A 24,689-nucleotide genomic window follows, 5' to 3' on the forward strand; every position below is an offset into this window, starting at 1 on the left:
ATTAACAAAGGAGTATAGGTCAGAAATTGATGTGGATCATATTTGACCGGAAGGTCGCTGATAAGCGAAGCGTAAATGCGTCTGAGTGCTGCTTAAATTATTGAATTTATTGTAATAAATAATTTTTAATTTATGCAAAATAAGTTGAAGGTGGCTGCGGGCAAGACTAGATTTTGTTAAATATCATTAACGATTAAAGCTGAATTGTTATTTAATAATGCACTTAAATCTCTTTGTATGATCAATATAAAAAAATGGCACTGATTTTTTCAGTGCCATTGACCAATACCCTAATTTCTATAAATGGAAATTTAAGCGTTAAGGCTATTTTTGTGACCAATAACGACGTTTAACTGTCTGGAGCTTTTCATAGGCAGCGAGTAATGATTGATGCGCAGGGAAAGCTTTCAGATCCAGATCGACCGCTTGCAATCCATAGAAGGGCGCTTCGCCACTGATTGCCGCTGAAGCAGCCTCAACAGCAGCCTGGCCGTACATACGAATAAAGGCGCGATGATATTGTAGCGGATCGCGTTCCTCTTCCATTGCCAGCAGCAGCAAGGTTTGCAGGCAGCGGTAGTAGTTTGCGCGCTCTTCACTAAAGATGGACTGATTAAACTCCATCGTCCATTCAGTCCAGATCAGAGCCTGATCCAGGTCGCCGCCGGCCAGCGCCAGCATGGCTTTCAGCTCGCCGATACGCAGCGTGTACCAGCCATTGTCTTTGCCTGATGCCAGACCCAGCAGCTCGCGCACGCGAGTAAAGTCATCATGACCTTCCTCATCCAGTTGCACAATCAGCTCGAGATAGGCTTCGGGTTCCCATTGGCTGTCTGGCAGCGCCAGCAGGGTTTTGCGCAGTGGTGCGCCCATGCTGTTATTTGCCAGCAGCAGATCTTCTGCTGGATAAATATCAGACATGCCCGGCACGATAATGCGGCAAGCGTAAACACTCAGATGTTCATAGTCAGCGATATAGACTTCTTTATCTTCCGCACGGAAGATCGCCATTAGCGTATCAAACTCTTCGTGAGTGGTACCCGCAAAGCTCCAGTCGACGAAAGGATAATCGGCATCGTCTTTAAACATATCCCATGAAATCAGACCGCTTGAATCGATGAAATGCGTTTCCAGGTTAGCGTGTTCCGCTACCTCTTCATCATCGAACGTTGGCGGTGTGAACACGTCGAGATCTTTCAGACCGCGGCCCTGCAGCAGTTCAGTAACGGTACGCTCCAGTGCGACGCCAAAGTCCGGATGTGCGCCAAACGAAGCGAAGCAGGTACCATTTGCTGGATTGAACAGAACAACGCAGATAACCGGGTATTTGCCGCCGAGTGACGCATCGTATGAGAAGATTGGGAAACCTTCTGCTTCCAGACGTTCAATTGCTTCAATTACGCCAGGATAACGCTGCATCACCTCTGCTGGAATTTCTGGCAGGCTGATGGATTCGGCGATGATGCGATTCTTAATATGACGCTCAAACACTTCAGAAAGACCCTGTACACGCGCTTCGTTCGCGGTGTTACCGGCAGACATACCATTCGAAACGTACAGATTACCGATGATATTCATCGGGATATACACTGTTTGCTGGTCAGATTGACGGGTAAATGGCAGGCCACAAATTCCACGCTCGTCATTGCCGGATTGCAGATCAATCAGCTCAGAAGCACCCAGGCTCTCATCAGGATCATAGAACTTGCGCAGGCGCGCATCCAAAATGCCTTCTGGCAGGCTGTCGTCCTCAGTGAGCGGGAACCATTTTTCATTCGGATAGTGAACAAAATCGCCATTAGCGATGGATTCACCCAACCAGAAATCGGCGAAGAAATAGTTAGTAGAGAGGCGCTCAAAATATTCGCCCAGCGCTGAAGCCAGAGCGGCTTTTTTGCTAGCACCTTTGCCATTTGTAAAGCACAGCGGGCAGTCGCGATCGCGAATGTGTACTGACCAGACGTGTGGCACCGGATTCAGCCAGGAAGCTTCTTCAATATTGAAACCAAGGTCTTGCAGTTTCTGCTGAAAGCGAGCAATGGAATCTTCCAGTGCGGCGTCTTTTCCGGGGATAAACGTTTGCGTCATGGTGGCGCTCTCTTAAGTCAATGGGGTGGGCGTAAAGCGGGCAATAATACGGGTTTTATGCGTGCTTCGCTATTCAGTCAGCCAAATTTATCTCAGACTGGTTAAGGTTGTTACGCCATTCCGCTTGGCGATTTTTCTTTCTGGAACAACCTCACAAAATTCCATGGCTGAATGCATTTATGACATAAGCTGCGGTGGAGCTGGCTCTGGAAATGTGATCGCTGCCGGATTAATGATTGCAGCCATCTGGAGGCAATGATAAAACCGGTTGGGTATTCATAACCGTTCGATATGACAGTGGTGAGGGGAAATGACTCAGGTTTATAATTTTAGCTCTGGCCCGGCTATGCTGCCGGTAGAAGTGCTCCGTCGCGCAGAACAAGAACTGACAAACTGGCACGGTTTAGGCACCTCGGTGATGGAGATCAGTCACCGCAGTAAAGAGTTTATTGCTGTTGCAGAAGCGGCAGAACAAGATTTTCGCGATCTGCTGAAGATCCCAGCCAACTACAAAGTTTTATTCTGCCATGGCGGTGCGCGTGCGCAGTTCGCGGCCATTCCCGGCAACTTGCTGGGTGATGCAAAAACCGCAGATTATATTGACGGCGGTTACTGGGCTCACAGCGCAATTAAAGAAGCCGAGAAATTCTGCTCGCCAAATACCATTGATATTAAAACCACGCGTGATGGTAAGCGTGCTTTATTACCAATGCGTGAATGGCAGTTAAATGATGATGCGGCTTATGTCCATTTCTGCCCGAACGAAACGATTGATGGCATTGCTATCGATGAAGAGCCGGATTTTGGCGATAAAGTCGTAGTTGCCGATCTCTCTTCTACTATTCTGTCTCGTCCAATCGATGTGAGTCGCTATGGCGTGATCTACGCTGGCGCACAAAAAAATATCGGACCGGCGGGCTTAACCTTAGTGGTTGTGCGCGAAGATCTGCTAGGCAAAGCACAACGTTATGTGCCTTCTATCCTTGATTATAAGGTGCTGGCCGAAAACGAATCGATGTTTAACACTCCGCCGACTTTCGCATGGTATCTCTCTGGCCTGGTATTCAAATGGCTGAAAGAGAAGGGCGGCGTGGCTGAGATGGACAAGCTGAATCAGGCAAAAGCCGACTTATTGTATGGCGTGATTGATAACAGTGCGTTTTATCGCAACGATGTCGCAAGCGAAAACCGTTCACGTATGAACGTGCCATTCCAGTTAGCCGATTCCTCATTGGACAAAGTGTTCCTGGAAGAGTCTCTCAAGGCTGGGCTGCACGCGTTGAAAGGCCATCGCGTGGTTGGCGGTATGCGTGCATCGATCTACAATGCGATGCCGCTGGAAGGGGTTAAAACGCTGACTGAGTTCATGGTCGACTTCGAACGTCGCCACGGCTAATTGCTTTTTCATGCCAGCTTGTCTGGTATCAGACCCCGTCACTCGATGGGGTCTCGTATTTTCTGGAGATTTGGTTTCACATGCAGGACTCCCTGACTCTACAACCGATTGCTCGCGTTGACGGCACGGTAAACTTACCGGGTTCAAAAAGCGTCTCGAACCGCGCACTCTTGCTGGCCGCGCTGGCAAAGGGCACCACCCGCCTGACTAACTTGCTTGATAGCGATGACGTTAAGCACATGCTGAATGCCCTCAAAGCGCTGGGTGTCAGCTATACGCTCTCAGACGATCGCACCGTATGCGAAGTGATAGGTAACGCGGGCCCTTTACATGCTGAAAAACCGCTTGAGCTTTTTCTCGGTAACGCAGGTACAGCGATGCGACCTTTGGCTGCCGCGCTGTGTTTGGGCGAGCAGTCAATCGTTCTGACTGGCGAGCCACGCATGAAAGAGCGTCCGATTGGTCATCTGGTTGATGCACTGCGTCAGGGCGGAGCAAAGATTGACTATCTCGAACAGACCGATTACCCGCCAGTGCGTCTTAATGGTGGTTTTGTTGGTGGGGAAGTCAGCGTCGATGGCAGTGTATCCAGCCAGTTTCTCACGGCATTGCTAATGACCGCGCCACTGGCGCAGCAAGACACCATCATCGCCATAAAAGGCGATCTGGTTTCTAAGCCTTACATTGATATCACCTTGCACCTGATGCGCTGCTTTGGTGTGGATGTTGATAATCAGGACTATCAGCGTTTTGTGGTTAAAGGGCAGCAACAGTACCAGTCTCCGGGCGATTATCTGGTGGAAGGTGATGCGTCTTCTGCATCATATTTCCTCGCTGCCGCTGCCATTAAAGGGGGTACCGTACGTGTAACCGGTATTGGCCGCAACAGCGTGCAGGGCGATATCCGTTTTGCTGATGTGCTGGAAAAGATGGGCGCAGTGATTGAGTGGGGAGATGACTATATCTCTTGCACACGCGGATCGCTGACGGCAATCGATATGGATATGAACCATATTCCCGATGCGGCAATGACAATTGCAACTACTGCCCTTTTCGCTCAAGGCACCACGTTGATGCGCAACATCTATAACTGGCGCGTAAAAGAGACCGACCGTCTTGCTGCGATGGCGACTGAGTTACGCAAAGTGGGGGCGGAAGTAGAAGAAGGGCAAGACTTTATTCGTGTCACACCGCCGGCTCAGTTGCAACATGCGGACATCGGTACTTACAACGATCACCGTATGGCAATGTGCTTCGCACTGGTGGCTCTGTCCGATACGCCGGTAACCATCCTTGATCCAGGCTGCACTGCTAAAACCTTCCCGAGCTATTTCCAGCAGTTGGCGAAAATCAGTCATACTTCCTGATCGTTTAACCCGGTGCACTGCGCCGGGTTTCTTTGCTCTCTTCTGGCCTTATCAGGCGGAAATTGTTCTGAATCTGTCTATATTTCTAGCGCTGTCTACGCTAAAGGGTACTAACCCGACGCAGGCAGCGTATAATGCCGCGCAATCCAGGCGGCCTGGAAGGGCTGACAATAAGCACGCAGCAACAGGAGAGAACAATGACGGCAATCGCCCCGGTTATTACCATCGATGGGCCAAGTGGCGCGGGTAAAGGGACTTTATGTAAAGCGATGGCGGAGTCGTTGCAGTGGCACTTACTGGATTCTGGCGCTATTTATCGCGTTTTAGCATTGGCCGCACTTCACCATCAGGTGGATATTGAGTCCGAGGAAGCATTAGTACCGATGGCTGCGCATCTTGATGTGCGTTTTCTATCGGTTGACGGTGAAATGCAGGTGGTTCTTGAAGGTGAAGATGTCACCGGTGAAATCCGCACGCAAGAAGTCAGCAACACCGCATCGCGCGTTGCCGCTTTCCCGCGGGTGCGTGAGGCATTGCTTCGACGCCAACGTGCATTCCGCGAAGAGCCCGGTTTAATCGCTGATGGACGCGATATGGGAACCGTGGTTTTCCCTGATGCGCCAGTGAAAATATTCCTCGACGCCAGCTCGGAAGAGCGTGCGCATCGCCGTATGCTACAGTTGCAGGAGAAAGGCTTTAATGTTAACTTTGATCGCCTTTTATCCGAGATAAGGGAACGCGACGACCGCGATCGTAATCGTGCCATCGCCCCTTTAGTGCCTGCCACAGATGCTCTGGTACTGGATTCAACCAGTATGTCGATTGAGCAAGTGATTGAAAAGGCGCTTGATTATGCTAAGCGTAAGTTGGGCATTTAATCTTTCGGCAACCGAATTGCTGTAACCCTGTACCAAGGACCCGGTGCAGGGCATGTGAAACAACCCCATCCGACAATGAAGTCAGGTGGACGTTAAATTGAAGAATCCTAAGATTATCAATATGACTGAATCTTTTGCTCAACTCTTTGAAGAGTCCCTGAAAGAAATCGAAACCCGTCCGGGTTCCATCGTTCGTGGCGTTGTTGTCTCTATCGACAAAGACGTAGTTCTGGTTGATGCGGGTCTGAAATCTGAATCTGCAATTCCTGCAGAGCAGTTCAAGAACGCAGCCGGCGAACTGGAAATCCAGGTAGGCGACGAAGTTGACGTTGCGCTGGACGCAGTAGAAGACGGCTTCGGTGAAACCCTGCTGTCCCGTGAGAAAGCTAAACGTCACGAAGCTTGGATCACGCTGGAAAAAGCTTACGAAGACGCTGAAACTGTTACCGGTGTTATCAACGGCAAAGTTAAAGGTGGCTTCACAGTTGAGCTGAACGGTATTCGTGCGTTCCTGCCAGGTTCACTGGTAGACGTTCGTCCGGTTCGCGATACTCTGCACCTGGAAGGCAAAGAGCTTGAATTCAAAGTAATCAAGCTTGATCAGAAACGTAACAACGTCGTGGTTTCACGCCGTGCAGTTATCGAATCTGAGAACAGCGCTGAGCGCGATCAGCTGCTGGAAAACCTGCAGGAAGGCATGGAAGTTAAAGGTATCGTTAAGAACCTCACTGACTACGGTGCATTCGTGGATCTGGGCGGCGTTGATGGCCTGCTGCACATTACCGATATGGCTTGGAAACGCGTTAAGCATCCGAGCGAAATCGTCAACGTGGGCGACGAAATCACTGTTAAAGTGCTGAAGTTCGACCGCGAGCGTACCCGTGTATCTCTGGGCCTGAAACAGCTGGGCGAAGATCCTTGGGTTGCTATCGCTAAGCGCTATCCAGAAGGCACTCGCCTGACTGGTCGTGTAACCAACCTGACTGATTACGGCTGCTTCGTAGAAATCGAAGAAGGCGTTGAAGGTCTGGTACACGTTTCAGAAATGGACTGGACCAACAAAAACATCCATCCGTCTAAAGTTGTAAACGTAGGCGATGTGGTTGAAGTAATGGTTCTGGACATCGATGAAGAGCGTCGTCGTATCTCCTTGGGTCTGAAGCAGTGCAAATCTAACCCATGGCAGCTGTTCGCTGAGACCCACAACAAAGGCGATCGCGTTGAAGGTAAAATCAAGTCAATCACTGACTTCGGTATCTTCATCGGCCTGGACGGTGGCATCGACGGTCTGGTTCACCTGTCTGACATCTCCTGGAACGCGACTGGCGAAGAAGCCGTTCGCGAGTACAAAAAAGGCGACGAAATCGCTGCCGTTGTACTGCAGGTTGATGCAGAGCGCGAGCGCATCTCTCTGGGCGTGAAGCAGTTGGCTGAAGATCCATTCAACAACTACATCACCCTGAACAAGAAAGGCGCTATCGTGACTGGTAAAGTCACTGCAGTTGACGCGAAAGGTGCTACAGTAGAATTAGCTGACGGCGTAGAGGGTTACCTGCGCGCTTCTGAAGCTTCTCTGGACCGCATCGAAGACGCAACTCTGGTTCTGAGTGTTGGCGACGACGTTGAAGCTAAATTCACCGGCGTTGACCGTAAGAACCGCGTTGTGAGCCTGTCTGTTCGTGCTAAAGACCAGGCTGATGAGAAAGAAGCTATCAACACTGTTAACACCAAACAGGATGAAGGCAGCAACTTCTCTAGCGCGATGGCTGAAGCGTTCAAAGCGGCTAAAGGCGAGTAATCGACCTAAGGCACCGGACGATGAAAATCGTCCGGTTTCGGTAAAAGCTGTCATACCTTTCCAAATAAGGATTAACCGGAGGTTACATGACCAAGTCAGAACTAATTGAAAGACTTGCTGGCCAGCATACTCATATTCCGGCGAAAGTCGTTGAGGATGCGGTCAAAGAGATGCTTGAGCACATGGCCACTACGTTGGCCCAGGGCGAGCGCATTGAAATCCGGGGATTCGGCAGCTTTTCTTTGCATTACCGTGCACCGCGTACGGGGCGTAACCCGAAAACGGGCGACAAAGTGGATCTGGAAGGTAAATACGTTCCCCACTTTAAGCCGGGCAAAGAATTGCGTGACCGTGCGAACATCTACGGCTAAGCCGCTACCGAACGATAAAAACGACACTCTAGGGTGTCGTTTTTTTTTGCTTAGAGTATGCGGAATTGAGATCTGCTTTCCAAAATGAAGTCTCATCAATGTAATCTCTGCAAAAGTCTCGGAATCCATCGCGACACACTCTCTTTTCAATGAAGTAAATCCCTGCTTTTCTCGGCACACTCTTCCGCCAATGAGGGAGAGTAATGATGCATATGAACTGGATTGTTCTGGCCAGATTGATGATTGCCTCGGCATTGCCGTTGGGCATATTGCCGCATATACCCGCTGCCAACGGAATAGTCATCATGGTTGTACTCGCTGTGGCGCTTGGGTTGATGCCAATCACGTTGCTACGGCTTGCAGGGATTGCTCTCTTAATGGTGGCCTGGACATTGACTGAAGCCCGCCAGATGGTCAATGCCATTGGGGATCTGACTGCCGCCACAATTGAAGCCACTGTACGGGTGACTGAAGTTCGTGAACAGAAGCAGCAATTAACCGTGCAAATCTTGCGTGTCGGTCAGCGTTATCAGTTTCCACCTCTCTTTGTCATGCTCAATAATGCTTCGATGGAGCAACCGTACTGTGCCGGTCAGCGCTGGCAGATGAAACTGCGACTGCGTGCCGTCCACGGCAGATTAAATCAAGGCGAGTTCGATCTGCAGCGCTTTGCCTTGTCTAATCACACGCCGCTGCAAGGGCGCATCATCAGTAAGCAGGTGGAATCGCTTACTTGCAACTGGCGGACGCGTTTAATCAATCATCATCTACCCGCATTCGATACGCTCAAACAACCGGCAATTATGCAGGCTTTAGCGTTTGGTATACGTACCAACATGACTGAAGAACAGCGACAGTTGCTGCGGGAAACAGGTACTGCCCACTTGATGGCAATCTCGGGAATGCATATTGCATTAGCTGCCAGCGTTGGATGGCTGTTGGCGCGTGCTATCCAGGTAATTTTGCCGGGTCATTTGATTGGTCATTTATTTCCGCTGCTGGTTAGTGTTATGACCGCAGCGACTTACACGTGGGTTTCTGGCAGTCATGCACCGGCCCAGCGCGCGATGATCGCGCTCATATTATGGATAGGGATGCGCAGCGCCGGTTGGCAGCTCAGTGGCTGGCAAGTCTGGACGTTATGTATCGGCGCTTTGCTGGTACTGGATCCATTAACTGTGCTGTCAGAAAGCTTTTGGTTGTCGGCACTGGCGGTCGCGATGCTGATTACCTGGTATCAATGGTTTCCATTAACACATCGCTTTCGCGCAAAGCGTCGATGGCTGTTATTGCAATTGCTACATCTGCAGTTAGGAATGATGATCCTCATGGCTCCACTACAAATCTTCCTGTTTCAGGGAATAAGCCTGAGTGCGTTATTAGCAAATCTGATCGCGGTGCCGGTTGTGTCTTTTGTCACGGTGCCACTGATATTGCTGGCAGTGCTATTGCCAGTGCCGCTGATTTCAACGGGATTATGGTCTCTGGCGGATCTTTCCATAAGCCAGGTCATGCTCCTGCTGCAGTGGTTACCCGCTGGCTGGTGGGCATGGAGCGATACGTTACCTGCTATCGTGCTGCTGTGGGTAGGATTAGTTCTCTGGCGCAGCAAGCTGATTTATCGCAGTGTGATGCCGTGCTTTAGCCTGATACTCGCAATCATCCTTTGGCGCAGCGCTTCACAGCGTGATGACTGGCAAATCGACATGATTGATGTGGGGCATGGCCTGGCGATTGCCATTACACAGGGCAATGAAGTGGTGATGTATGACGTTGGACCGGGTTGGAAACAGGATGATGCCGGTTCGCGCGTCATTCTGCCATGGTTGCAGTATCACGGCAGAAGCCTCCATTCTTTGATACTAAGCCACAAGCATCTTGATCACCGTGGTGGGCTACACTCATTGCTCAAAGTTAATCCAGCGGTAGCAATTCGTAGTGCCCTGGCGGAAGACGGACACCTGCCATGCTTCCGTGGTCAGCGGTGGCAGTGGGGCAAATTGCAATTTACCGCTTTGTGGCCGCCGGAGAATCAGACCCAGGGACAAAATAACAATTCCTGTGTGGTGCGAGTCGATGACGGGCTCTTTAGCGTGTTACTCACCGGGGATATTGAGTTAGAAGCCGAGAGAAAAATTGTCGCGCTGGAAAAAGAGGCTCTGAACGCGACAATTTTGCAGGTTCCGCACCATGGTAGTCGGACTTCATCAGGCGCATTACTGTTACGTAATGTTGCTGGGAAAGCAGCATTTGCTTCGGTGGCGCGGTATAACGCCTGGCGTATGCCTGCGCCAGCCGTGGTGCAACGCTATCGTCAGCAAGGCTATATGTGGTACGACACGGCACAATCGGGTCAGATTCATGTGGGTATCAGACAAGGTCATTGGCAAATTAAGGGCTTAAGAGAGCAAATAATGCCTCGATGGTACCATCAGTGGTTTGGCGTCAAACGCGATTCCAGGTAGAATGAGCGGCTATTTCAAACAGCGTGAATAAATAATGCATCAAGATAAAGATCTCTCAACGTGGCAGACATTCCGTCGACTCTGGCCGATGATTGCGCCCCACAAGGCTGGCCTGTATGTGTCAGCGGTGGCGCTGATACTCAATGCGGCAGGCGATACCCTGATGCTCTCTCTGTTGAAACCTTTACTGGATGATGGCTTCGGTAAAGCAGACAGATCCGTAATGCTGTGGATGCCGCTAGTGGTAATTGGCCTGATGCTGGTACGTGGCGTGACCAGTTATATCTCCAGTTACTGCATCTCATGGGTGTCCGGCAACGTGGTCATGAACATGCGTCGCCGCCTGTTCGGCCATATGATGGGCATGCCGGTAACCTTCTTTGATCAGCAATCAACGGGGACGCTGCTGTCACGCATCACCTACGATTCTGAACAGGTGGCCTCTTCCTCTTCCAGTGCACTGGTTACGGTGGTGCGTGAAGGGGCCTCAATCATTGGCCTGTTCATCATGATGTTCTATTACAGCTGGCAGCTGTCTTTGATTCTCATTGTGCTGGCACCGATCGTCTCCTTTGCTATTCGTACTGTTTCCAAACGTTTCCGCAGCATCAGTAAGAACATGCAGAACACCATGGGACAGGTCACCACCAGCGCCGAACAGATGCTAAAAGGGCATAAAGAAGTGCTGATCTTTGGTGGCCAGGAAGTGGAGGCCAAGCGTTTTTCTCAGGTCAGTAACAGGATGCGCCAACAAGGCATGAAACTGGTGTCAGCATCTTCAATCTCTGATCCGGTAATCCAGTTGATTGCCTCGCTGGCACTGGCATTTGTGCTTTATGCCGCCAGTTTCCCAAGCGTGATGGAAACGCTGACAGCCGGTACCATCACCGTGGTGTTCTCATCAATGATCGCCCTGATGCGTCCGCTCAAGTCACTGACCAACGTGAATGCGCAGTTCCAGCGTGGTATGGCGGCTTGTCAGACGCTGTTCTCGATTCTTGACAGTGAGCAGGAAGTGGATAACGGCAAGCGTGAAATGGATCGTGCTAAGGGTGATGTGGAATTCCGCAACGTGACTTTTACCTATCCAGGCCGAGAAATTCCTGCGCTGCGTGATATCAACCTGTCGCTGCCTGCCGGTAAAACCGTTGCACTGGTCGGCCGTTCTGGCTCTGGTAAATCCACTATGGCCAGCTTGCTGACGCGCTTCTACGACATTGATAGCGGTGAAATTCTGCTGGATGGCCACGATCTGCGCGAATACACCCTGCGTTCACTGCGTAATCAAGTGGCGTTGGTTTCCCAGAACGTTCATCTCTTCAACGACACCGTCGCCAACAACATTTCTTATGCCCGTAATGGTCAATACACGCGCGAGCAAATCGAGCAGGCTGCGACCATGGCGCATGCAATGGACTTCATCCAGAAGATGGATAATGGCCTTGATACCGTGATAGGTGAGAATGGCGTGCTGCTTTCCGGTGGTCAGCGTCAGCGTATTGCGATTGCGCGTGCGTTACTACGCGACTGCCCGATTTTGATTCTCGATGAAGCCACATCAGCGCTCGATACCGAATCTGAGCGGGCGATTCAGGCCGCACTTGATGAGCTGCAGAAAAATCGCACCTCACTGGTGATTGCGCACCGTCTGTCGACCATTGAGAAAGCCGATGAGATCGTCGTAGTTGAAGATGGTCGCATTGTCGAACGCGGTACTCACAGCGTGCTGCTTGAACAGAAGGGCGCCTATGCGCAGCTTCACAAACTGCAGTTCGGTCAATGATCGAACGCATCTGGAGCGGGCGCTCGCCGTTATGGCTGCTGCTATGGCCACTGAGTCTGCTTTATGGGGCGATTACCCTATTGATTCGCCTCAGCTTCCAGCGCGGTTGGCGAAAAAGTTGGCGCGCGCCTTGCCCTGTGATTGTGGTGGGGAACCTCACCGCAGGTGGGAATGGTAAAACGCCCGTAGTGATTTGGTTGGTGCAGGCGCTGCAACAACGTGGAGTACGTGCTGGCGTGGTGTCGCGGGGTTACGGCGGAAAAGCTGAACGTTATCCGCTGCTGGTTACCGCTGAAACGCCCACGGCGCAGGCCGGCGATGAACCTGTGCTGATCGCTCAACGCACGCAAGTGCCGGTCGCCGTTGCGCCACGGCGGCGTCTGGCGGTAGAAGGCTTGCTCGCTGCGCACGATCTGGATGTGATTATCACCGATGATGGCCTGCAGCATTACGCGCTGCAGCGCGATCGCGAAATTGTGGTGGTGGATGGGATGCGTCGTTTTGGCAATGGCTGGTGGTTACCGGCTGGGCCGATGCGTGAACGCGCCTCACGACTTAGCACCGTAAATGCGGTGATCGTTAACGGCGGCGATGCGCAGGCGGGCGAAATTGCGATGTCATTGCAGCCCGGTCTGGCGGTCAACCTGATCAACGGTGCAAGCGTGGCGTTAGCGCAATTGCCGGAAATTGTCGCGATGGCCGGCATAGGTCATCCGCCGCGCTTCTTCAACACGCTTAAGCAGCAAGGCATCAAGCCAGTGGCTGAAATTGCCTTCGCCGATCACCATGCTTACAGCGAAGACGAATTGCGGCGTCTGACTCAGGCAGATCAGTGCTTGCTGATGACGGAAAAAGATGCGGTAAAATGCCGTAGTTTTGCTCGCCCAAACTGGTGGTATTTGCCGGTTGATGCGCATCTGCAAGGCACGGCGGTGACAACCTTGTTAGACGATATCACCCATCTCTGCACTACCGCGCGCGACGCCCGTTCGCGCTAACCACCAAAAAGGGAATGGAGTTATGAACCTCGTCGCTTCCCTCTCGTTGCAAACTGCTCGTCATCTGCATCTGGCTGCTCAGGGACTGTTACGTCCTTTAGGCCGACGTGCGCGCTTTGCTGATATACACGCGACTGTGCGTCAGATGTCTTTGCTGCAAATTGATACCATCAATGTGGTGGCACGCAGTCCTTATCTGGTGCTGTTTAGCCGCCTTGGCGCGTATCAGACCAACTGGCTGGAAGAGGCGCTGGCCTCGGGCGCATTATTTGAATATTGGGCTCATGAAGCCTGTTTTATTCCTTTCGAAGATTACCCGTTGCTGCGCCACCGCATGCTGGAACCGCAGCGACTGGGCTGGAAGTACAACCAACGATGGGTTGAGGAACATCAACAGGAAATCACTGACCTACTGCAACACATCTCCGCCAACGGCCCAGTGCGAGCAGCCGATTTCAGTAATGATAAACAGACCAAACCGGGCTGGTGGGCGTGGAAGCCGCATAAGCGTCATCTGGAGAATTTGTTCAGCGCGGGTCAGTTGATGGTGGTGGAGCGGCGCAACTTCCAGCGGGTTTACGATCTGCACAGCCGCGTAATGCCGGACTGGATTGATGAACAACATGCGTTAAGTGAAGACGAAGCGGTGTTACAGATGCTGAGTCACAGCGCATTCAGTCTCGGCATTTTCCGTGGCAGTTGGTTAGCCGATTATTACCGGCTCAAACGCGCACCGCTCAAGTCATGGCTTGAGGATGCGGCTGCGCGCGGAGAAATTGTGCGTGTTGAGGTCGAGCAACTGGGCGAAATGTGGTTACACCACGCATTATTGCCGCTGCTGGAAAAGCCACTCTCTGCCACGCATACCGCGCTGTTGTCACCCTTTGATCCAGTGGTTTGGGATCGTCGTCGCGCGCTGGAGCTGTTTAATTTTGATTACCGCATTGAGTGCTATACGCCTTCGGAAAAGCGCAAATATGGTTATTTTGTCCTGCCGGTCCTGCATCGCGGATTATTGAAAGCGCGCATCGATGCCAAAATGGAGCGTCAGGCGCAGCAATTAGTGGTTCGTGCATTCTGGCTGGAAGAGGGCACACTCATCAGTAACGCTTTCCTTAATGACGTCCAAAAAGCCATTAATCGCTTCGCCGCGTGGCAAGGCGCCAACCAAGTGATTATCGAAGATGCGCCAGCAGAACTGCTGGCTGCCTGGTCAAATCGCTGGTCGATTGGTGAATAAAGCTGCCATTTGTCCGGCTTGAGTGCGTCATTCACGCGCACGCTATTATGCTATGCTACCCGTCTGAATCGGTCCTGAATGGAGAAGATTATGGATCACCGTTTACTCGAAATCGTTGCTTGCCCGGTATGCAACGGAAAACTCTATTTCAACAAAGAGCAGCAAGAGCTGATCTGTAAACCGGATGGCCTGGCTTACCCGGTACGTGACGGGATTCCAGTGCTGCTGGAAGTGGAAGCGCGTACGCTGTCTGTTGAAGAGATTCATCCATGAGTTTTGTTGCCATTATTCCTGCACGTTATGCTTCAACCCGTCTGCCCGGCAAACCGCTGGTGGATATTCAGGGTAAACCGATGGTGCTGCACGTTATGGAACGCGCCCGTGAATCGGGTGCCGATCGCGTAATTGTCGCCACCGATCATCCGGATGTGGCTGCGGCGGTAACGGCGGCTGGCGGCGAAGTGTGCATGACGCGGGTCGATCATCAGTCCGGAACTGAGCGTTTGGCCGAAGTGATCGAAAAGTATCAGTTTGCCGACGACACGATCATCGTTAACGTGCAGGGCGACGAGCCGATGATCCCGGCGGAGATTGTACGTCAGGTGGCAGGTAATCTGGCGCAATCTGAAGCCGGGATGGCGACGCTGGCGGTGCCGATCACCAATGCAGAAGAAGCCTTTAACCCGAACGCGGTGAAAGTGGTGATGGACGCCAAAGGTTATGCGCTCTACTTCTCACGCGCCACCATTCCCTGGGATCGCGAGCGTTATGCGCGTTCGCGCGAGCAGATTGGCGACACGCTGCTCCGCCACATTGGCATTTACGCCTATCGCGCCGGTTTCATCCGTCGCTACATCGCGTGGGAACCTTGCCCGCTGGAGCACATTGAGTTGCTCGAACAGCTGCGCGTGCTGTGGTACGGTGAAAAGATTCACGTCGCGGTGGCAAAAACTATCCCAAGTGTTGGGGTGGATACGCCGGAAGACCTTGAGCGGGTTCGTCTCGCTATGCAGGGTTAATCTCCGACCGGCCAGCGGCTCTCGCTGGCCTGAAAGTTTGATCTGGCGCTAAGCTTTGCGCCGCCATCACCTCCAGCATATTCCAGCCCTTTGACGTCGGAGGATATTGCATGGAACAGCTCCGTTCAGAACTCGCGTTGGTGCTTGGTGAAAGCATCAGTCGTCTCGAAACCATTAGCGAGCAGGCGCACACGCGGCTGTATGCGCTTTACGATAACGCCGGTAAACCGATGCCGCTGGTGGCGAAATATTTTCGTCATCAGGGACGCGCTGCGCTGGAAGCTAAAAAACTGACCATGCTCGGCCATGATGGCTTGATCGCCGTGCCTGCCGTGTTTGGTCTGGTGCTTAGCCAGCAAAAGCCGGTACATGAAATGTTGCTGATGGCACGCTTTAACGGTGTATCTGCGGAAGCTCCGGCCCGCAGCGCAGCGCGCTGGGAACAGCTGTGCGAACAGATCGTCGAAGGCGTGCTGGCGTGGCATCGTATTGACAGCCATGGCTTAGTCGGCAGCGTGGACAGCGTGCAGGAGAATAACTGGCCCGCATGGTATCGCCAGCGGGTGGATGTGTTGTGGTCAACGCTGGGTTATTTGTCACCGCCGTTTTTTACACTGGAAGATCGTCAGATTCTGTTTCGCAGCCGTCAGCTATTACCGCGTCTGTTCAACGGTTTTGACGATCCCTGCGTATTGATGCACGGCAACCTGCGCTTAGCCAGTATGTTAAAAGATGCGCACAGCGATCAGCTTATTGCCATGATGCAGCCGGGCAACATTCTCTGGGCACCGCGCGAATACGATCTGATGCGCCTGGCGGATAGCGGCGCAGAAGCGTCACTGCTGCAGCACTATCTGCAGCGCGCGCCTGTGGCGGAAGGTTTCCTCTGGCGGCGCTGGTTGTATCAGCTGTGGGATTGCGTCGACACGTTGGTCAGCAGCGGACAGTTTGACCGTCCGCGCTTCGATCACGCCCGCGCGCAATTACTCCCCTGGCTGGGTTGAGGTGAGATCGTCACCGCGCAGCTTCTGCCAGGTTTGTCCCAGCGTTTCATAGATCGCACGCTCACTATGTGCCAGCCACAGCGGTGACGGAATAGCGCGTTCCCACCAGTTTAGCGGCGAGGTCACTGCCAACTGATTTGCCGGTGCGGCCAGCGGATTCATGCCGGCACTTTGAAAGAAATGCATGGCACGCGGCAGATGGTTGGCGGAAGTCACCAGTAAGAACGGGTGTTCACCAATCGTCTGTTTCACCGCGCGAGCTTCGCCAATCGTATCCTTGGGTTGATCCAACTGAATAATCGCTGCTGATGGCACGCCCAGACTTTCCGCCACTTCGGCCGCCACGCTGGCGCTGCTGCGTGGGTTTTCGCCGGCTGCTGCGCCCGTAAAGATCATTTTGGCCTGCGGATAGCGCCGCCACTGACGCACGCCTTCGGCCACACGCGGCAGACTGTTATTAATCAAGTTGGAACTCGGTGCCCAATTCGGATTGAAGGTATAGCCGCCGCCGAGCACCACGATATAATCGACCGGCTCGTTACCGTTCCAGGTGGGATAATGATTTTCCAGCGGTGACAGCAGGCGATCGGCAACCGGCTGCAGGCTCAAAATCAGCAGCAGCAGCCAGCTGCAAGAGATGAGGATTTTGCCGCTTTTTTGCCAGCGGCTGAACCAGAGCAGCAAAAGTCCTGCCGCCATCATTAATAACAGCAGCGGCAAGGGAAGCAACATCCCGCCAATGACTTTTTTAAATGCGAAAAACATCGAATATGGCCTCTTTTGTCCAAAAAAACAGCTGCCAGACGGTTACTGCGGCATGAAAGGTTCATTCTTGTTGAGCCTGTGACAAAATAGCACAAGTTGAATGCAGCAAAGCGGAGCCATCATCATGCAGGATCGTAACTTTGACGATCTGGCGGACAAATTCTCACAGAACATTTATGGCACGCGCAAAGGGCAAGTGCGCCAGGCGATTGTCTGGGACGAACTGGAAGCTCTGTTACCGACATTGCCTGCCGGATCCTTGAAGGTGCTGGATGCCGGCGGCGGCGTGGGACAAGTCTCAAGCGGCCTGGCGGCGCGCGGTCATCAGGTTGTGCTGTGCGATCTCTCTGCTGAGATGCTGAAGCTGGCGGAAGCCCATGCGCTTGCCGCGGGTGTGAGCCACAACATGCAATTCAAACAAATTAGCGCCCAGCAGGTGGGCGAACATTTGGATACGCAGGTTGATCTGGTATTGTTTCACGCGGTGTTGGAATGGGTCGCGCATCCGGAAGAGGTGCTGCAAGCGCTGTGGCACACGCTCAAGCCCGGCGGCGTGCTGTCGTTGATGTTTTACAACGCGCACGGCTTAACCTTCCGCACCCTGACGCTTGGCAACTTCGGCTATATGCGCGCCAATATGAGCAAACGTAAAAAGCGCACGCTGTCGCCCGATTTCCCGCGTGATCCGGATGATGTGACGCGTTGGCTGACAAACTGCGGATTTGAAATTGAACGGCGTGCGGGTATTCGCGTCTTCTGTGATTACATGAAGCCGCAACCCGGCGCAGGGAAGAGCGTTGAGGAAATCATTGAGATGGAACGGCGTTTCTGTCGCCAGGAGCCCTTTTTAAGCTTAGGGCGCTATATCCACGTGACCGCGCGCAAACCCAGCCAGAAGGATCAACTATGAGCGAATTTTCCCAGACGGTCCCCGAATTGGTGGCATGGGCGCGCAAGAACGATTTTTCGCTTGCGCTGCCGGTAGAACGTCTGGCCTTTTTGCTGGCCATCGCCACCTTAAACGGTGAGCGCATGGACGGCGAGATGAGTGAAGGCGAGCTGATTGACGCGTTTCGTCACGTTAGCAAAGCATTCGAACAAACCCACGAAACCGTGCAGGTCCGTGCCAATAACGCCATTAATGACATGGTGCGTCAGCGCTTGCTGAACCGCTTTACCAGCGAGCTGACTGAAGGGCACGCCATCTATCGCCTGACGCCACTCGCCATCGGCATTACCGACTATTACATCCGCCAGCGCGAGTTCTCCACGCTGCGCCTGTCGATGCAGCTGTCGATTGTGGCGCAGGAGTTGAAACGTGCCGCAGATGCCGCCGAAGAGGACGGTGATGAATTCCACTGGCATCGTAACGTGTTTGCGCCGCTGAAATATTCGGTGGCGGAAATCTTCGATAGCATCGACATGACGCAGCGTCTGATGGATGAGCAGCAGCAAGCGGTAAAAACCGATATTGCCGATCTGCTTAACAAAGACTGGCGCGCGGCGATCTCCAGCTGTGAAATGTTGCTGTCGGAAACGTCCGGTACGCTGCGTGAACTGCAGGATACGCTGGAGGCGGCGGGCGATAAGCTGCAGGCCAACCTGCTGCGCATCCAGGATGCGACGTTGAGCAGCCCGGATCTGGGCTTTGTCGATAAGCTGGTGTTTGACCTGCAAAACAAGCTCGATCGCATCATCAGCTGGGGCCAGCAGGCTATCGATCTGTGGATCGGCTACGACCGCCACGTACACAAGTTTATTCGTACCGCCATCGACATGGATAAGAACCGCGTGTTTGCGCAGCGTTTACGCCTGTCGGTGCAAAACTATTTCGATCAGCCGTGGGCGCTGACCTACGCCAATGCCGATCGTCTCTACGATATGCGCGATGAAGAGATGACGCTGCGTAATGACGAGGTGATGGGCGAGCTGCCGCCGGAAATGGAATACGAAGAGTTTAATGAGATTCGCGAGCAGCTGGCCGCGATGATCGAAGAGGCGCTGCAGATTTATAAGCAGGAGCAGAAGCCGCTCCATCTGGCCACGGTGATGCGCGACTATCTGTCGCAGTATCCGCGCGCGCGCCACTTTGATCTGGCGCGTATCGTCATCGATCAAGCGGTGCGACTCGGCGTGGCCGAAGCTGATTTAGCCGGTCTGCCTGCGCAATGGCAGGCCATTAATGATTACGGAGCCAAGGTGCAGGCACATGTCATCGACAAATATTGAACAAGTGATGCCAGTCAAACTGGCATTGGCTCTGGCAAACCCGATTTTCCCGGCGCTCGATAGCCAGTTACGCGCGGGTCGCCACATTGGCATTGAAGAGCTGGATAATCACGCCTTCCTGATGGATTACCAGGAATATCTCGAAGAGTTTTACGCGCGCTACAACGTTGAGCTGATCCGCGCGCCGGAAGGCTTCTTCTATCTGCGTCCGCGTTCAACCACTTTGATTCCACGCTCGGTGTTGTCCGAGCTGGATATGATGGTGGGCAAAATTCTTTGCTATCTCTATCTCAGCCCGGAACGTCTGGCGAATGAAGGGATTTTTACCCAGCAAGAGCTGTACGACGAACTGCTGTCGCTGGCCGATGAGAGCAAGCTGCTCAAGCTGGTCAATCAGCGTTCTACCGGTTCCGATCTTGATCGCGCCAAGCTGCAGGAAAAAATGCGTGCGTCGCTGAGCCGCCTGCGCCGTCTCGGCATGGTGTGGTTTATGGGCAACGACAGCAGCAAATTCCGCATCACCGAATCAGTGTTCCGCTTTGGCGCCGACGTGCGCAGCGGTGACGATGCGCGTGAAGCGCAGCTGCGCCTGATACGTGACGGTGAAGCGATGACGCTGGAAAGTGCGCCGGCTGCGACTGAGAACGATGAAGCAGATAACGATATTGACGCTGAAAGCGACGCGAGTGATAACGCGGAGGATGAACAAGCATGATTGAACGCGGTAAATTTCGTTCGCTAACGCTGATCAACTGGAACGGCTTCTTTGCCCGTACTTTTGATCTTGATGAACTGGTCACCACGCTTTCGGGCGGTAACGGTGCGGGTAAATCCACCACCATGGCCGCCTTCGTGACGGCGATGATCCCTGACTTAACCTTGCTGCACTTCCGTAACACCACCGAAGCCGGTGCGACATCGGGTTCGCGCGATAAAGGCCTGCACGGTAAGCTGCGCGCCGGCGTCTGCTATTCGGTGCTGGATGTGGTCAACTCACGCCATCAACGCGTGATTGTTGGCGTACGTCTGCAGCAGGTAGCGGGACGCGATAAAAAGGTCGATATCAAACCATTCAGTATTCACGGCTTGCCGAGCGATTCACAGGCGACCGATATGCTGACCGAAATCCTTAATAACCGTCAGGCGCGCGTGTTGCCGCTGACGGAAGTGAAGGAGCGTGTGGAAGCGCAGGAAGGCGTGCAATTCAAACAGTACAACTCGGTCACCGATTACCATGCGGTGCTGTTCGAGCTCGGCGTGGTGCCGCGTCGTCTGCGTAACGCCAGCGATCGCAGTAAGTTTTATCGCCTGATTGAAGCTTCGCTGTACGGCGGTATCTCCAGCGCTATCACCCGTTCACTGCGCGATTACCTGCTGCCAGAAAATGGCGGCGTGCGTAAAGCCTTCCAGGATATGGAAGCTGCACTGCGGGAAAACCGCATGACGCTGGAAGCGATTCGCGTCACCCAATCCGATCGCGACCTGTTTAAGCATCTGATCTCGGAAGCCACCAACTACGTTTCCGCCGACTACATGCGCCACGCCAACGAGCGTCGTATTCACCTCGACGGCGCGCTGCAGCTGCGTAATGAGCTGTTTACCAGCCGCAACCAGCTGATTTCCGAGCAGTATCGCCACATTGAAATGGCGCGCGAGTTGGCCGAGCACAGCGGTGCTGAGAGCGATCTGGAAAGCGATTATCAGGGCGCTAGCGACCATCTGAATCTGGTGCAAACCGCCATGCGCCAGCAGGAAAAAATCGAGCGTTATGATGCCGATCTGGAAGAGCTGACCTATCGCCTCGAAGAGCAGAACGAAGTGGTTGCCGAAGCGCGCGAAGTGCAGGAAGAGAATGAAGCACGCGCCGAAGCGGCTGAAGTGGAAGTCGATGAGCTAAAAAGCCAACTCGCCGATTTCCAGCAGGCGCTCGACGTGCAACAGACGCGGGCAATCCAGTATCAGCAAGCTTTGCAAGCATTGGAAAAGGCGCGCACGCAGTGTCAGCTGCCTGATTTAACCATCGATAACGCGGCCGAATGGCAGGAAACCTTCCAGGCGCGTGAAGAAGAAGCCACCGAGCGCCTGCTGCGTCTGGAACAGAAACTGAGCGTCGCCGAAGCGGCACACAGCCAGTTTGAGCAAGCGTTAGCGTTAGTTACCAGCATCGCCGGTGACGTCAGTCGTCAGGATGCGTGGCAAGTGGGGCGCGAATTACTGCGCGACGCTGGCAATCAGCGCCACCAGGCCGAACAGCTTTCCTCGCTGCGTCTGCGCCTCAATGAATTAGAAACCCGTCTGCGTGAGCAGCATGATGCTGAGCGTTTGCTGGCGGATTTCTGCAAACGTCAGGGCCAGCAATACGATGCGGATGCGCTGGACGGCTTGCAGCGTGAACTCGAAGCGCAGATTGAGCAACTGAATAGCAGCGTTGCCGATGCCGGTGAACGCCGCATGTTGATGCGTCAGGAGCTGGAGCAGCTGCGTGAACGCATCACTGCGCTGACCGCGCGTGCGCCACACTGGCTGGCGGCGCAGGAAATCCTGACGCAGCTGAGCGAGCAAACCGGTCAGGAGCTGACCAGCAGCCAGCAAATCACCGAATTTATGCAGCAACTGCTGGAGCGCGAGCGTGAAACCACGGTTGAGCGCGACGAGCTGGCCGCGCGTAAGCGCGAAGTTGAACAGCAGATTGAACGTCTGAGCCAACCGGGCGGTGCGGAAGATGCGCGACTGACGCAGCTGGCGGAACGTTTTGGCGGCGTGCTGCTGTCGGAAATTTATGATGACGTTACGCTGGATGATGCACCGTACTTCTCGGCGCTATACGGTCCATCGCGCCACGCCATCGTGGTGCCAGATCTGTCGCTGGTGCGCGACCTGCTCGACGGTTTAGACGAGTGCCCGGAAGATCTCTATCTGATTGAAGGCGATCCGCAAGCCTTTGACGACAGCGTATTTAGCGTCGAAGAGCTGGAAAAAGCGGTGGTGGTGAAAGTGGCTGAGCGTCAGTGGCGCTACTCCCGCTTCCCGAAAGTGCCGCTGTTTGGTCGCGCGGCGCGTGAAAACCAGCTTGAGTTGCTGAACAACGAACGTGAACAGCTGGCTGAACGTTATGCCACGCTGTCGTTTGATGTACAGAAAACCCAGCGTCTGCATCAATCCTTTAGCCGCTTCATCGGCAGCCATTTAGCGGTGGCGTTTGACGAAGATCCGGAAGCGCAGATTCGTCAGCTTAACAGCCGTCGTGGCGAGCTGGAGCGGGCGCTGGCGCAGCATGAAAATGACAATCAGCAGCAGCGCGCGCAGTTTGAGCAGGCAAAAGAGGGCGTCAGCCAGCTGAACCGCCTGTTGCCACGCGTAAATCTGCTGCTCGACGACACGCTTGGCGATCGCTGTGAAGAGATCCGCGAGCGCGTTGAAGAAGCACAGGAAGCCGCGCGTTTCCTGCATCAGCACGGCAGCAAACTCAGCAAGCTGGAGCCGCTGATTGCGGTACTGCAAAGCGATCCGCAGCAGCACGATCAGCTGCAGCGCGACTATCAGCAGGCACAGCAGCAGCAGCGTGATGCGCGTCAGCAAGCCTTTGCGCTGACCGAAGTGGTGCAGCGCCGCGCGCACTTCAGCTATGAAAGTTCGGCTGGCATGTTGGGTGGCAACAGCGATCTCAACGAACAGTTGCGTCAGCGTCTGGAGCAGGCGGAAGGCGAGCGCAGCCGCGCACGCGAACGTCTGCGTGGACATCAGGCCCAGCTGACGCAGTATTCGCAGGTGCTGGCATCGCTAAAAAGTTCATACGATGCCAAACGCGACATGCTGAAAGAGTTGCAGCAAGAGATGCAGGATATCGGCGTGCATGCCGATGCCAGTGCAGAAGAGCGCGCGCGCATTCGTCGTGATGAGCTGTATAGCGCGCTAAGCCACAACCGTGCGCGTCGCAACCAGCTGGAAAAACAGATCACCTTCTGTGAAGCCGAAATGGACAGCCTGCAGAAAAAACTGCGCAAGCTGGAACGCGATTATCATCAGATTCGTGAGCAGGTGGTCAGCGCGAAAGCGGGCTGGTGCACGGTGTTGCGTCTGGTGAAAGAGAATGGCGTTGAGCGTCGTCTGCATCGTCGCGAGCTGGCCTATCTCAGCGGCGATGAGCTGCGTTCGATGTCGGATAAGGCGCTGGGTGCGCTGCGTCTGGCGGTGGCGGATAACGAACATCTGCGCGATGTGCTGCGTATGTCTGAAGATCCGAAACGTCCGGAACGTAAGATTCAGTTCTTTATCGCGGTGTATCAGCATCTGCGCGAACGTATTCGCCAGGACATCATTCGTACCGACGATCCGGTTGAAGCCATCGAGCAGATGGAGATTGAGCTGAATCGTCTGACCGAAGAGCTGACGGCGCGTGAACAGACGCTGGCAATCAGCTCACGCAGTGCAGCGAACATCATTCGTAAAACCATCCAGCGCGAGCAAAACCGTATTCGCCAGCTGAACCAGGGGTTGCAGGCGGTAAGCTTTGGTCAGGTGCGCAGCGTGCGCCTCAACGTGAACGTGCGTGAAGCGCACTCAACGCTGCTGGATACGCTGTCGGAAGAGCATGAACAGCATCAGGATCTGTTTACCAGCAACCGATTAACCTTCTCGGAAGCGCTGGCGAAACTTTATCAGCGCCTGAATCCGCAGATCGATATGGGCCAGCGCACGCCGCAAACCATCGGTGAAGAACTGCTCGACTACCGCAACTATCTTGAGATGGAAGTGGAAGTGAACCGTGGCACTGACGGCTGGCTGCGTGCAGAAAGTGGGGCGCTCTCTACCGGTGAAGCGATCGGTACCGGGATGTCGATTCTGGTGATGGTGGTACAGAGCTGGGAAGAGGAATCACGTCGTCTGCGTGGCAAAGATATTTCGCCGTGTCGTCTGCTGTTCCTCGATGAAGCGGCACGTCTTGATGCGCGTTCGATCGCCACACTGTTTGAGCTGTGCGAACGTCTGGAGATGCAGCTGATCATCGCGGCGCCAGAGAATATCAGCCCGGAAAAAGGCACCACCTACAAACTGGTGCGTAAAATGTTCAATAACACCGAACATGTGCATGTGGTTGGGCTGCGCGGCTTCTCGGCAGATCCTGCACCGAGCAAGGATCAAAGTCCTAAGGTCGGTCTTGAATATGAGAATTCATAGCGCTTAATCTGGTTAAAAAACAGCACTACGTTTAATCTGTATGCGGCATCTGCACTGAGAGGCAGATGCCGTTTTTTATTCGTATACTCAACATTATGAGTATGGCTGTA

General features: G+C 53.6%; 18 protein-coding genes. 16 read left to right on the top strand and 2 right to left on the bottom strand.

Annotated features, from left to right (window positions below; translation table 11 throughout):
* Nucleotides 1-324 precede the first annotated feature (324 nt).
* On the bottom strand, nucleotides 325-2,088 hold the full coding sequence (ycaO, locus tag AAF463_RS06705; protein WP_350261749.1) for a 30S ribosomal protein S12 methylthiotransferase accessory factor YcaO: 1,764 nt from the start codon (nucleotides 2,086-2,088) through the stop codon (nucleotides 325-327).
* Between the two features lie 310 nt (nucleotides 2,089-2,398).
* Between ycaO and serC the strand changes: the two genes are divergently transcribed.
* The 12 genes from serC to AAF463_RS06765 all read left to right on the top strand — a co-directional run bounded on the left by serC (nucleotide 2,399) and on the right by AAF463_RS06765 (nucleotide 16,407).
* The gene (serC, locus tag AAF463_RS06710) at nucleotides 2,399-3,484 is read left to right on the top strand and encodes a 3-phosphoserine/phosphohydroxythreonine transaminase (protein ID WP_101760959.1); all 1,086 of its coding nucleotides are present in this window, start codon (nucleotides 2,399-2,401) and stop codon (nucleotides 3,482-3,484) included.
* An 80-nt stretch (nucleotides 3,485-3,564) separates the two neighbouring features.
* Nucleotides 3,565-4,851 carry a 3-phosphoshikimate 1-carboxyvinyltransferase gene (gene aroA / locus AAF463_RS06715; RefSeq protein WP_350261750.1) on the top strand — a complete coding sequence of 429 codons (1,287 nt, stop codon included), beginning with the start codon at nucleotides 3,565-3,567 and terminating at the stop codon, nucleotides 4,849-4,851.
* Between the two features lie 197 nt (nucleotides 4,852-5,048).
* Complete coding sequence (cmk, locus tag AAF463_RS06720) at nucleotides 5,049-5,729, top strand: (d)CMP kinase (protein ID WP_192234411.1); 681 nt, start codon at nucleotides 5,049-5,051, stop codon at nucleotides 5,727-5,729.
* A 121-nt stretch (nucleotides 5,730-5,850) separates the two neighbouring features.
* On the top strand, nucleotides 5,851-7,527 hold the full coding sequence (gene rpsA, locus AAF463_RS06725; RefSeq protein WP_052025984.1) for a 30S ribosomal protein S1: 1,677 nt from the start codon (nucleotides 5,851-5,853) through the stop codon (nucleotides 7,525-7,527).
* 86 nt (nucleotides 7,528-7,613) lie between these two features.
* Nucleotides 7,614-7,898, top strand: coding sequence for an integration host factor subunit beta (ihfB, locus tag AAF463_RS06730; RefSeq protein WP_003849360.1), 285 nt, complete (start codon nucleotides 7,614-7,616; stop codon nucleotides 7,896-7,898).
* 206 nt (nucleotides 7,899-8,104) lie between these two features.
* Nucleotides 8,105-10,363: a DNA internalization-related competence protein ComEC/Rec2 gene (locus AAF463_RS06735; protein WP_350261978.1), complete on the top strand. Its 2,259-nt coding sequence runs from the start codon at nucleotides 8,105-8,107 to the stop codon at nucleotides 10,361-10,363.
* 34 nt (nucleotides 10,364-10,397) lie between these two features.
* Nucleotides 10,398-12,146 carry a lipid A ABC transporter ATP-binding protein/permease MsbA gene (gene msbA, locus AAF463_RS06740; protein ID WP_101760956.1) on the top strand — a complete coding sequence of 583 codons (1,749 nt, stop codon included), beginning with the start codon at nucleotides 10,398-10,400 and terminating at the stop codon, nucleotides 12,144-12,146.
* Nucleotides 12,143-13,144, top strand: coding sequence for a tetraacyldisaccharide 4'-kinase (lpxK, locus tag AAF463_RS06745; RefSeq protein WP_137385495.1), 1,002 nt, complete (start codon nucleotides 12,143-12,145; stop codon nucleotides 13,142-13,144). The genes msbA and lpxK overlap by 4 nt, the downstream gene beginning before the upstream one ends.
* Before the next feature lie 22 nt (nucleotides 13,145-13,166).
* The gene (locus AAF463_RS06750) at nucleotides 13,167-14,384 is read left to right on the top strand and encodes a winged helix-turn-helix domain-containing protein (protein WP_350261751.1); all 1,218 of its coding nucleotides are present in this window, start codon (nucleotides 13,167-13,169) and stop codon (nucleotides 14,382-14,384) included.
* Nucleotides 14,385-14,474: 90 nt separating this feature from the next.
* Nucleotides 14,475-14,657, top strand: coding sequence for a Trm112 family protein (locus tag AAF463_RS06755; RefSeq protein WP_007887424.1), 183 nt, complete (start codon nucleotides 14,475-14,477; stop codon nucleotides 14,655-14,657).
* Nucleotides 14,654-15,403 (top strand): 3-deoxy-manno-octulosonate cytidylyltransferase, encoded by a 750-nt coding sequence (kdsB, locus tag AAF463_RS06760; protein WP_350261752.1) that lies wholly within the window; start codon nucleotides 14,654-14,656, stop codon nucleotides 15,401-15,403. Before AAF463_RS06755 ends, kdsB begins: the two co-directional genes overlap by 4 nt.
* 110 nt (nucleotides 15,404-15,513) lie before the next feature.
* Nucleotides 15,514-16,407, top strand: coding sequence for a YcbJ family phosphotransferase (locus AAF463_RS06765; protein ID WP_101760952.1), 894 nt, complete (start codon nucleotides 15,514-15,516; stop codon nucleotides 16,405-16,407).
* Here the strand turns inward: AAF463_RS06765 and elyC are convergent.
* Complete coding sequence (gene elyC, locus AAF463_RS06770) at nucleotides 16,387-17,172, bottom strand: envelope biogenesis factor ElyC (RefSeq protein ID WP_222233210.1); 786 nt, start codon at nucleotides 17,170-17,172, stop codon at nucleotides 16,387-16,389. The two genes, AAF463_RS06765 and elyC, sit on opposite strands and share 21 nt — an antisense overlap.
* Nucleotides 17,173-17,296: 124 nt before the next feature.
* Between elyC and cmoM the strand changes: the two genes are divergently transcribed.
* The 4 genes from cmoM to mukB are packed head-to-tail and all read left to right on the top strand — an operon-like array spanning nucleotide 17,297 to nucleotide 24,579.
* Nucleotides 17,297-18,082: a tRNA uridine 5-oxyacetic acid(34) methyltransferase CmoM gene (cmoM, locus tag AAF463_RS06775; RefSeq protein WP_101760950.1), complete on the top strand. Its 786-nt coding sequence runs from the start codon at nucleotides 17,297-17,299 to the stop codon at nucleotides 18,080-18,082.
* The gene (gene mukF, locus AAF463_RS06780; protein ID WP_007887410.1) at nucleotides 18,079-19,401 is read left to right on the top strand and encodes a chromosome partition protein MukF; all 1,323 of its coding nucleotides are present in this window, start codon (nucleotides 18,079-18,081) and stop codon (nucleotides 19,399-19,401) included. The genes cmoM and mukF overlap by 4 nt, the downstream gene beginning before the upstream one ends.
* The gene (gene mukE / locus AAF463_RS06785; protein WP_101760949.1) at nucleotides 19,382-20,116 is read left to right on the top strand and encodes a chromosome partition protein MukE; all 735 of its coding nucleotides are present in this window, start codon (nucleotides 19,382-19,384) and stop codon (nucleotides 20,114-20,116) included. The genes mukF and mukE overlap by 20 nt, the downstream gene beginning before the upstream one ends.
* A complete protein-coding gene (gene mukB, locus AAF463_RS06790) occupies nucleotides 20,113-24,579 on the top strand; it encodes a chromosome partition protein MukB (protein WP_137385497.1) in 4,467 nt (1,488 codons plus the stop codon). The genes mukE and mukB overlap by 4 nt, the downstream gene beginning before the upstream one ends.
* The last annotated feature ends 110 nt before the right edge of the window (nucleotides 24,580-24,689 follow it).

Source organism: Pantoea sp. BJ2 (assembly GCF_040255075.1).
Lineage (GTDB): Bacteria > Pseudomonadota > Gammaproteobacteria > Enterobacterales > Enterobacteriaceae > Pantoea > Pantoea leporis.

What these genes read in the sequence shown, in the direction of transcription:
- ycaO (WP_350261749.1), bottom strand. Translation starts at nt 2,088, where the DNA reads ATGACGCAAACGTTTATCCCCGGAAAAGACGCCGCACTGGAAGATTCC.
- serC (WP_101760959.1), top strand. Translation starts at nt 2,399, where the DNA reads ATGACTCAGGTTTATAATTTTAGCTCTGGCCCGGCTATGCTGCCGGTA.
- aroA (WP_350261750.1), top strand. Translation starts at nt 3,565, where the DNA reads ATGCAGGACTCCCTGACTCTACAACCGATTGCTCGCGTTGACGGCACG.
- cmk (WP_192234411.1), top strand. Translation starts at nt 5,049, where the DNA reads ATGACGGCAATCGCCCCGGTTATTACCATCGATGGGCCAAGTGGCGCG.
- rpsA (WP_052025984.1), top strand. Translation starts at nt 5,851, where the DNA reads ATGACTGAATCTTTTGCTCAACTCTTTGAAGAGTCCCTGAAAGAAATC.
- ihfB (WP_003849360.1), top strand. Translation starts at nt 7,614, where the DNA reads ATGACCAAGTCAGAACTAATTGAAAGACTTGCTGGCCAGCATACTCAT.
- AAF463_RS06735 (WP_350261978.1), top strand. Translation starts at nt 8,105, where the DNA reads ATGCATATGAACTGGATTGTTCTGGCCAGATTGATGATTGCCTCGGCA.
- msbA (WP_101760956.1), top strand. Translation starts at nt 10,398, where the DNA reads ATGCATCAAGATAAAGATCTCTCAACGTGGCAGACATTCCGTCGACTC.
- lpxK (WP_137385495.1), top strand. Translation starts at nt 12,143, where the DNA reads ATGATCGAACGCATCTGGAGCGGGCGCTCGCCGTTATGGCTGCTGCTA.
- AAF463_RS06750 (WP_350261751.1), top strand. Translation starts at nt 13,167, where the DNA reads ATGAACCTCGTCGCTTCCCTCTCGTTGCAAACTGCTCGTCATCTGCAT.
- AAF463_RS06755 (WP_007887424.1), top strand. Translation starts at nt 14,475, where the DNA reads ATGGATCACCGTTTACTCGAAATCGTTGCTTGCCCGGTATGCAACGGA.
- kdsB (WP_350261752.1), top strand. Translation starts at nt 14,654, where the DNA reads ATGAGTTTTGTTGCCATTATTCCTGCACGTTATGCTTCAACCCGTCTG.
- AAF463_RS06765 (WP_101760952.1), top strand. Translation starts at nt 15,514, where the DNA reads ATGGAACAGCTCCGTTCAGAACTCGCGTTGGTGCTTGGTGAAAGCATC.
- elyC (WP_222233210.1), bottom strand. Translation starts at nt 17,172, where the DNA reads ATGTTTTTCGCATTTAAAAAAGTCATTGGCGGGATGTTGCTTCCCTTG.
- cmoM (WP_101760950.1), top strand. Translation starts at nt 17,297, where the DNA reads ATGCAGGATCGTAACTTTGACGATCTGGCGGACAAATTCTCACAGAAC.
- mukF (WP_007887410.1), top strand. Translation starts at nt 18,079, where the DNA reads ATGAGCGAATTTTCCCAGACGGTCCCCGAATTGGTGGCATGGGCGCGC.
- mukE (WP_101760949.1), top strand. Translation starts at nt 19,382, where the DNA reads ATGTCATCGACAAATATTGAACAAGTGATGCCAGTCAAACTGGCATTG.
- mukB (WP_137385497.1), top strand. Translation starts at nt 20,113, where the DNA reads ATGATTGAACGCGGTAAATTTCGTTCGCTAACGCTGATCAACTGGAAC.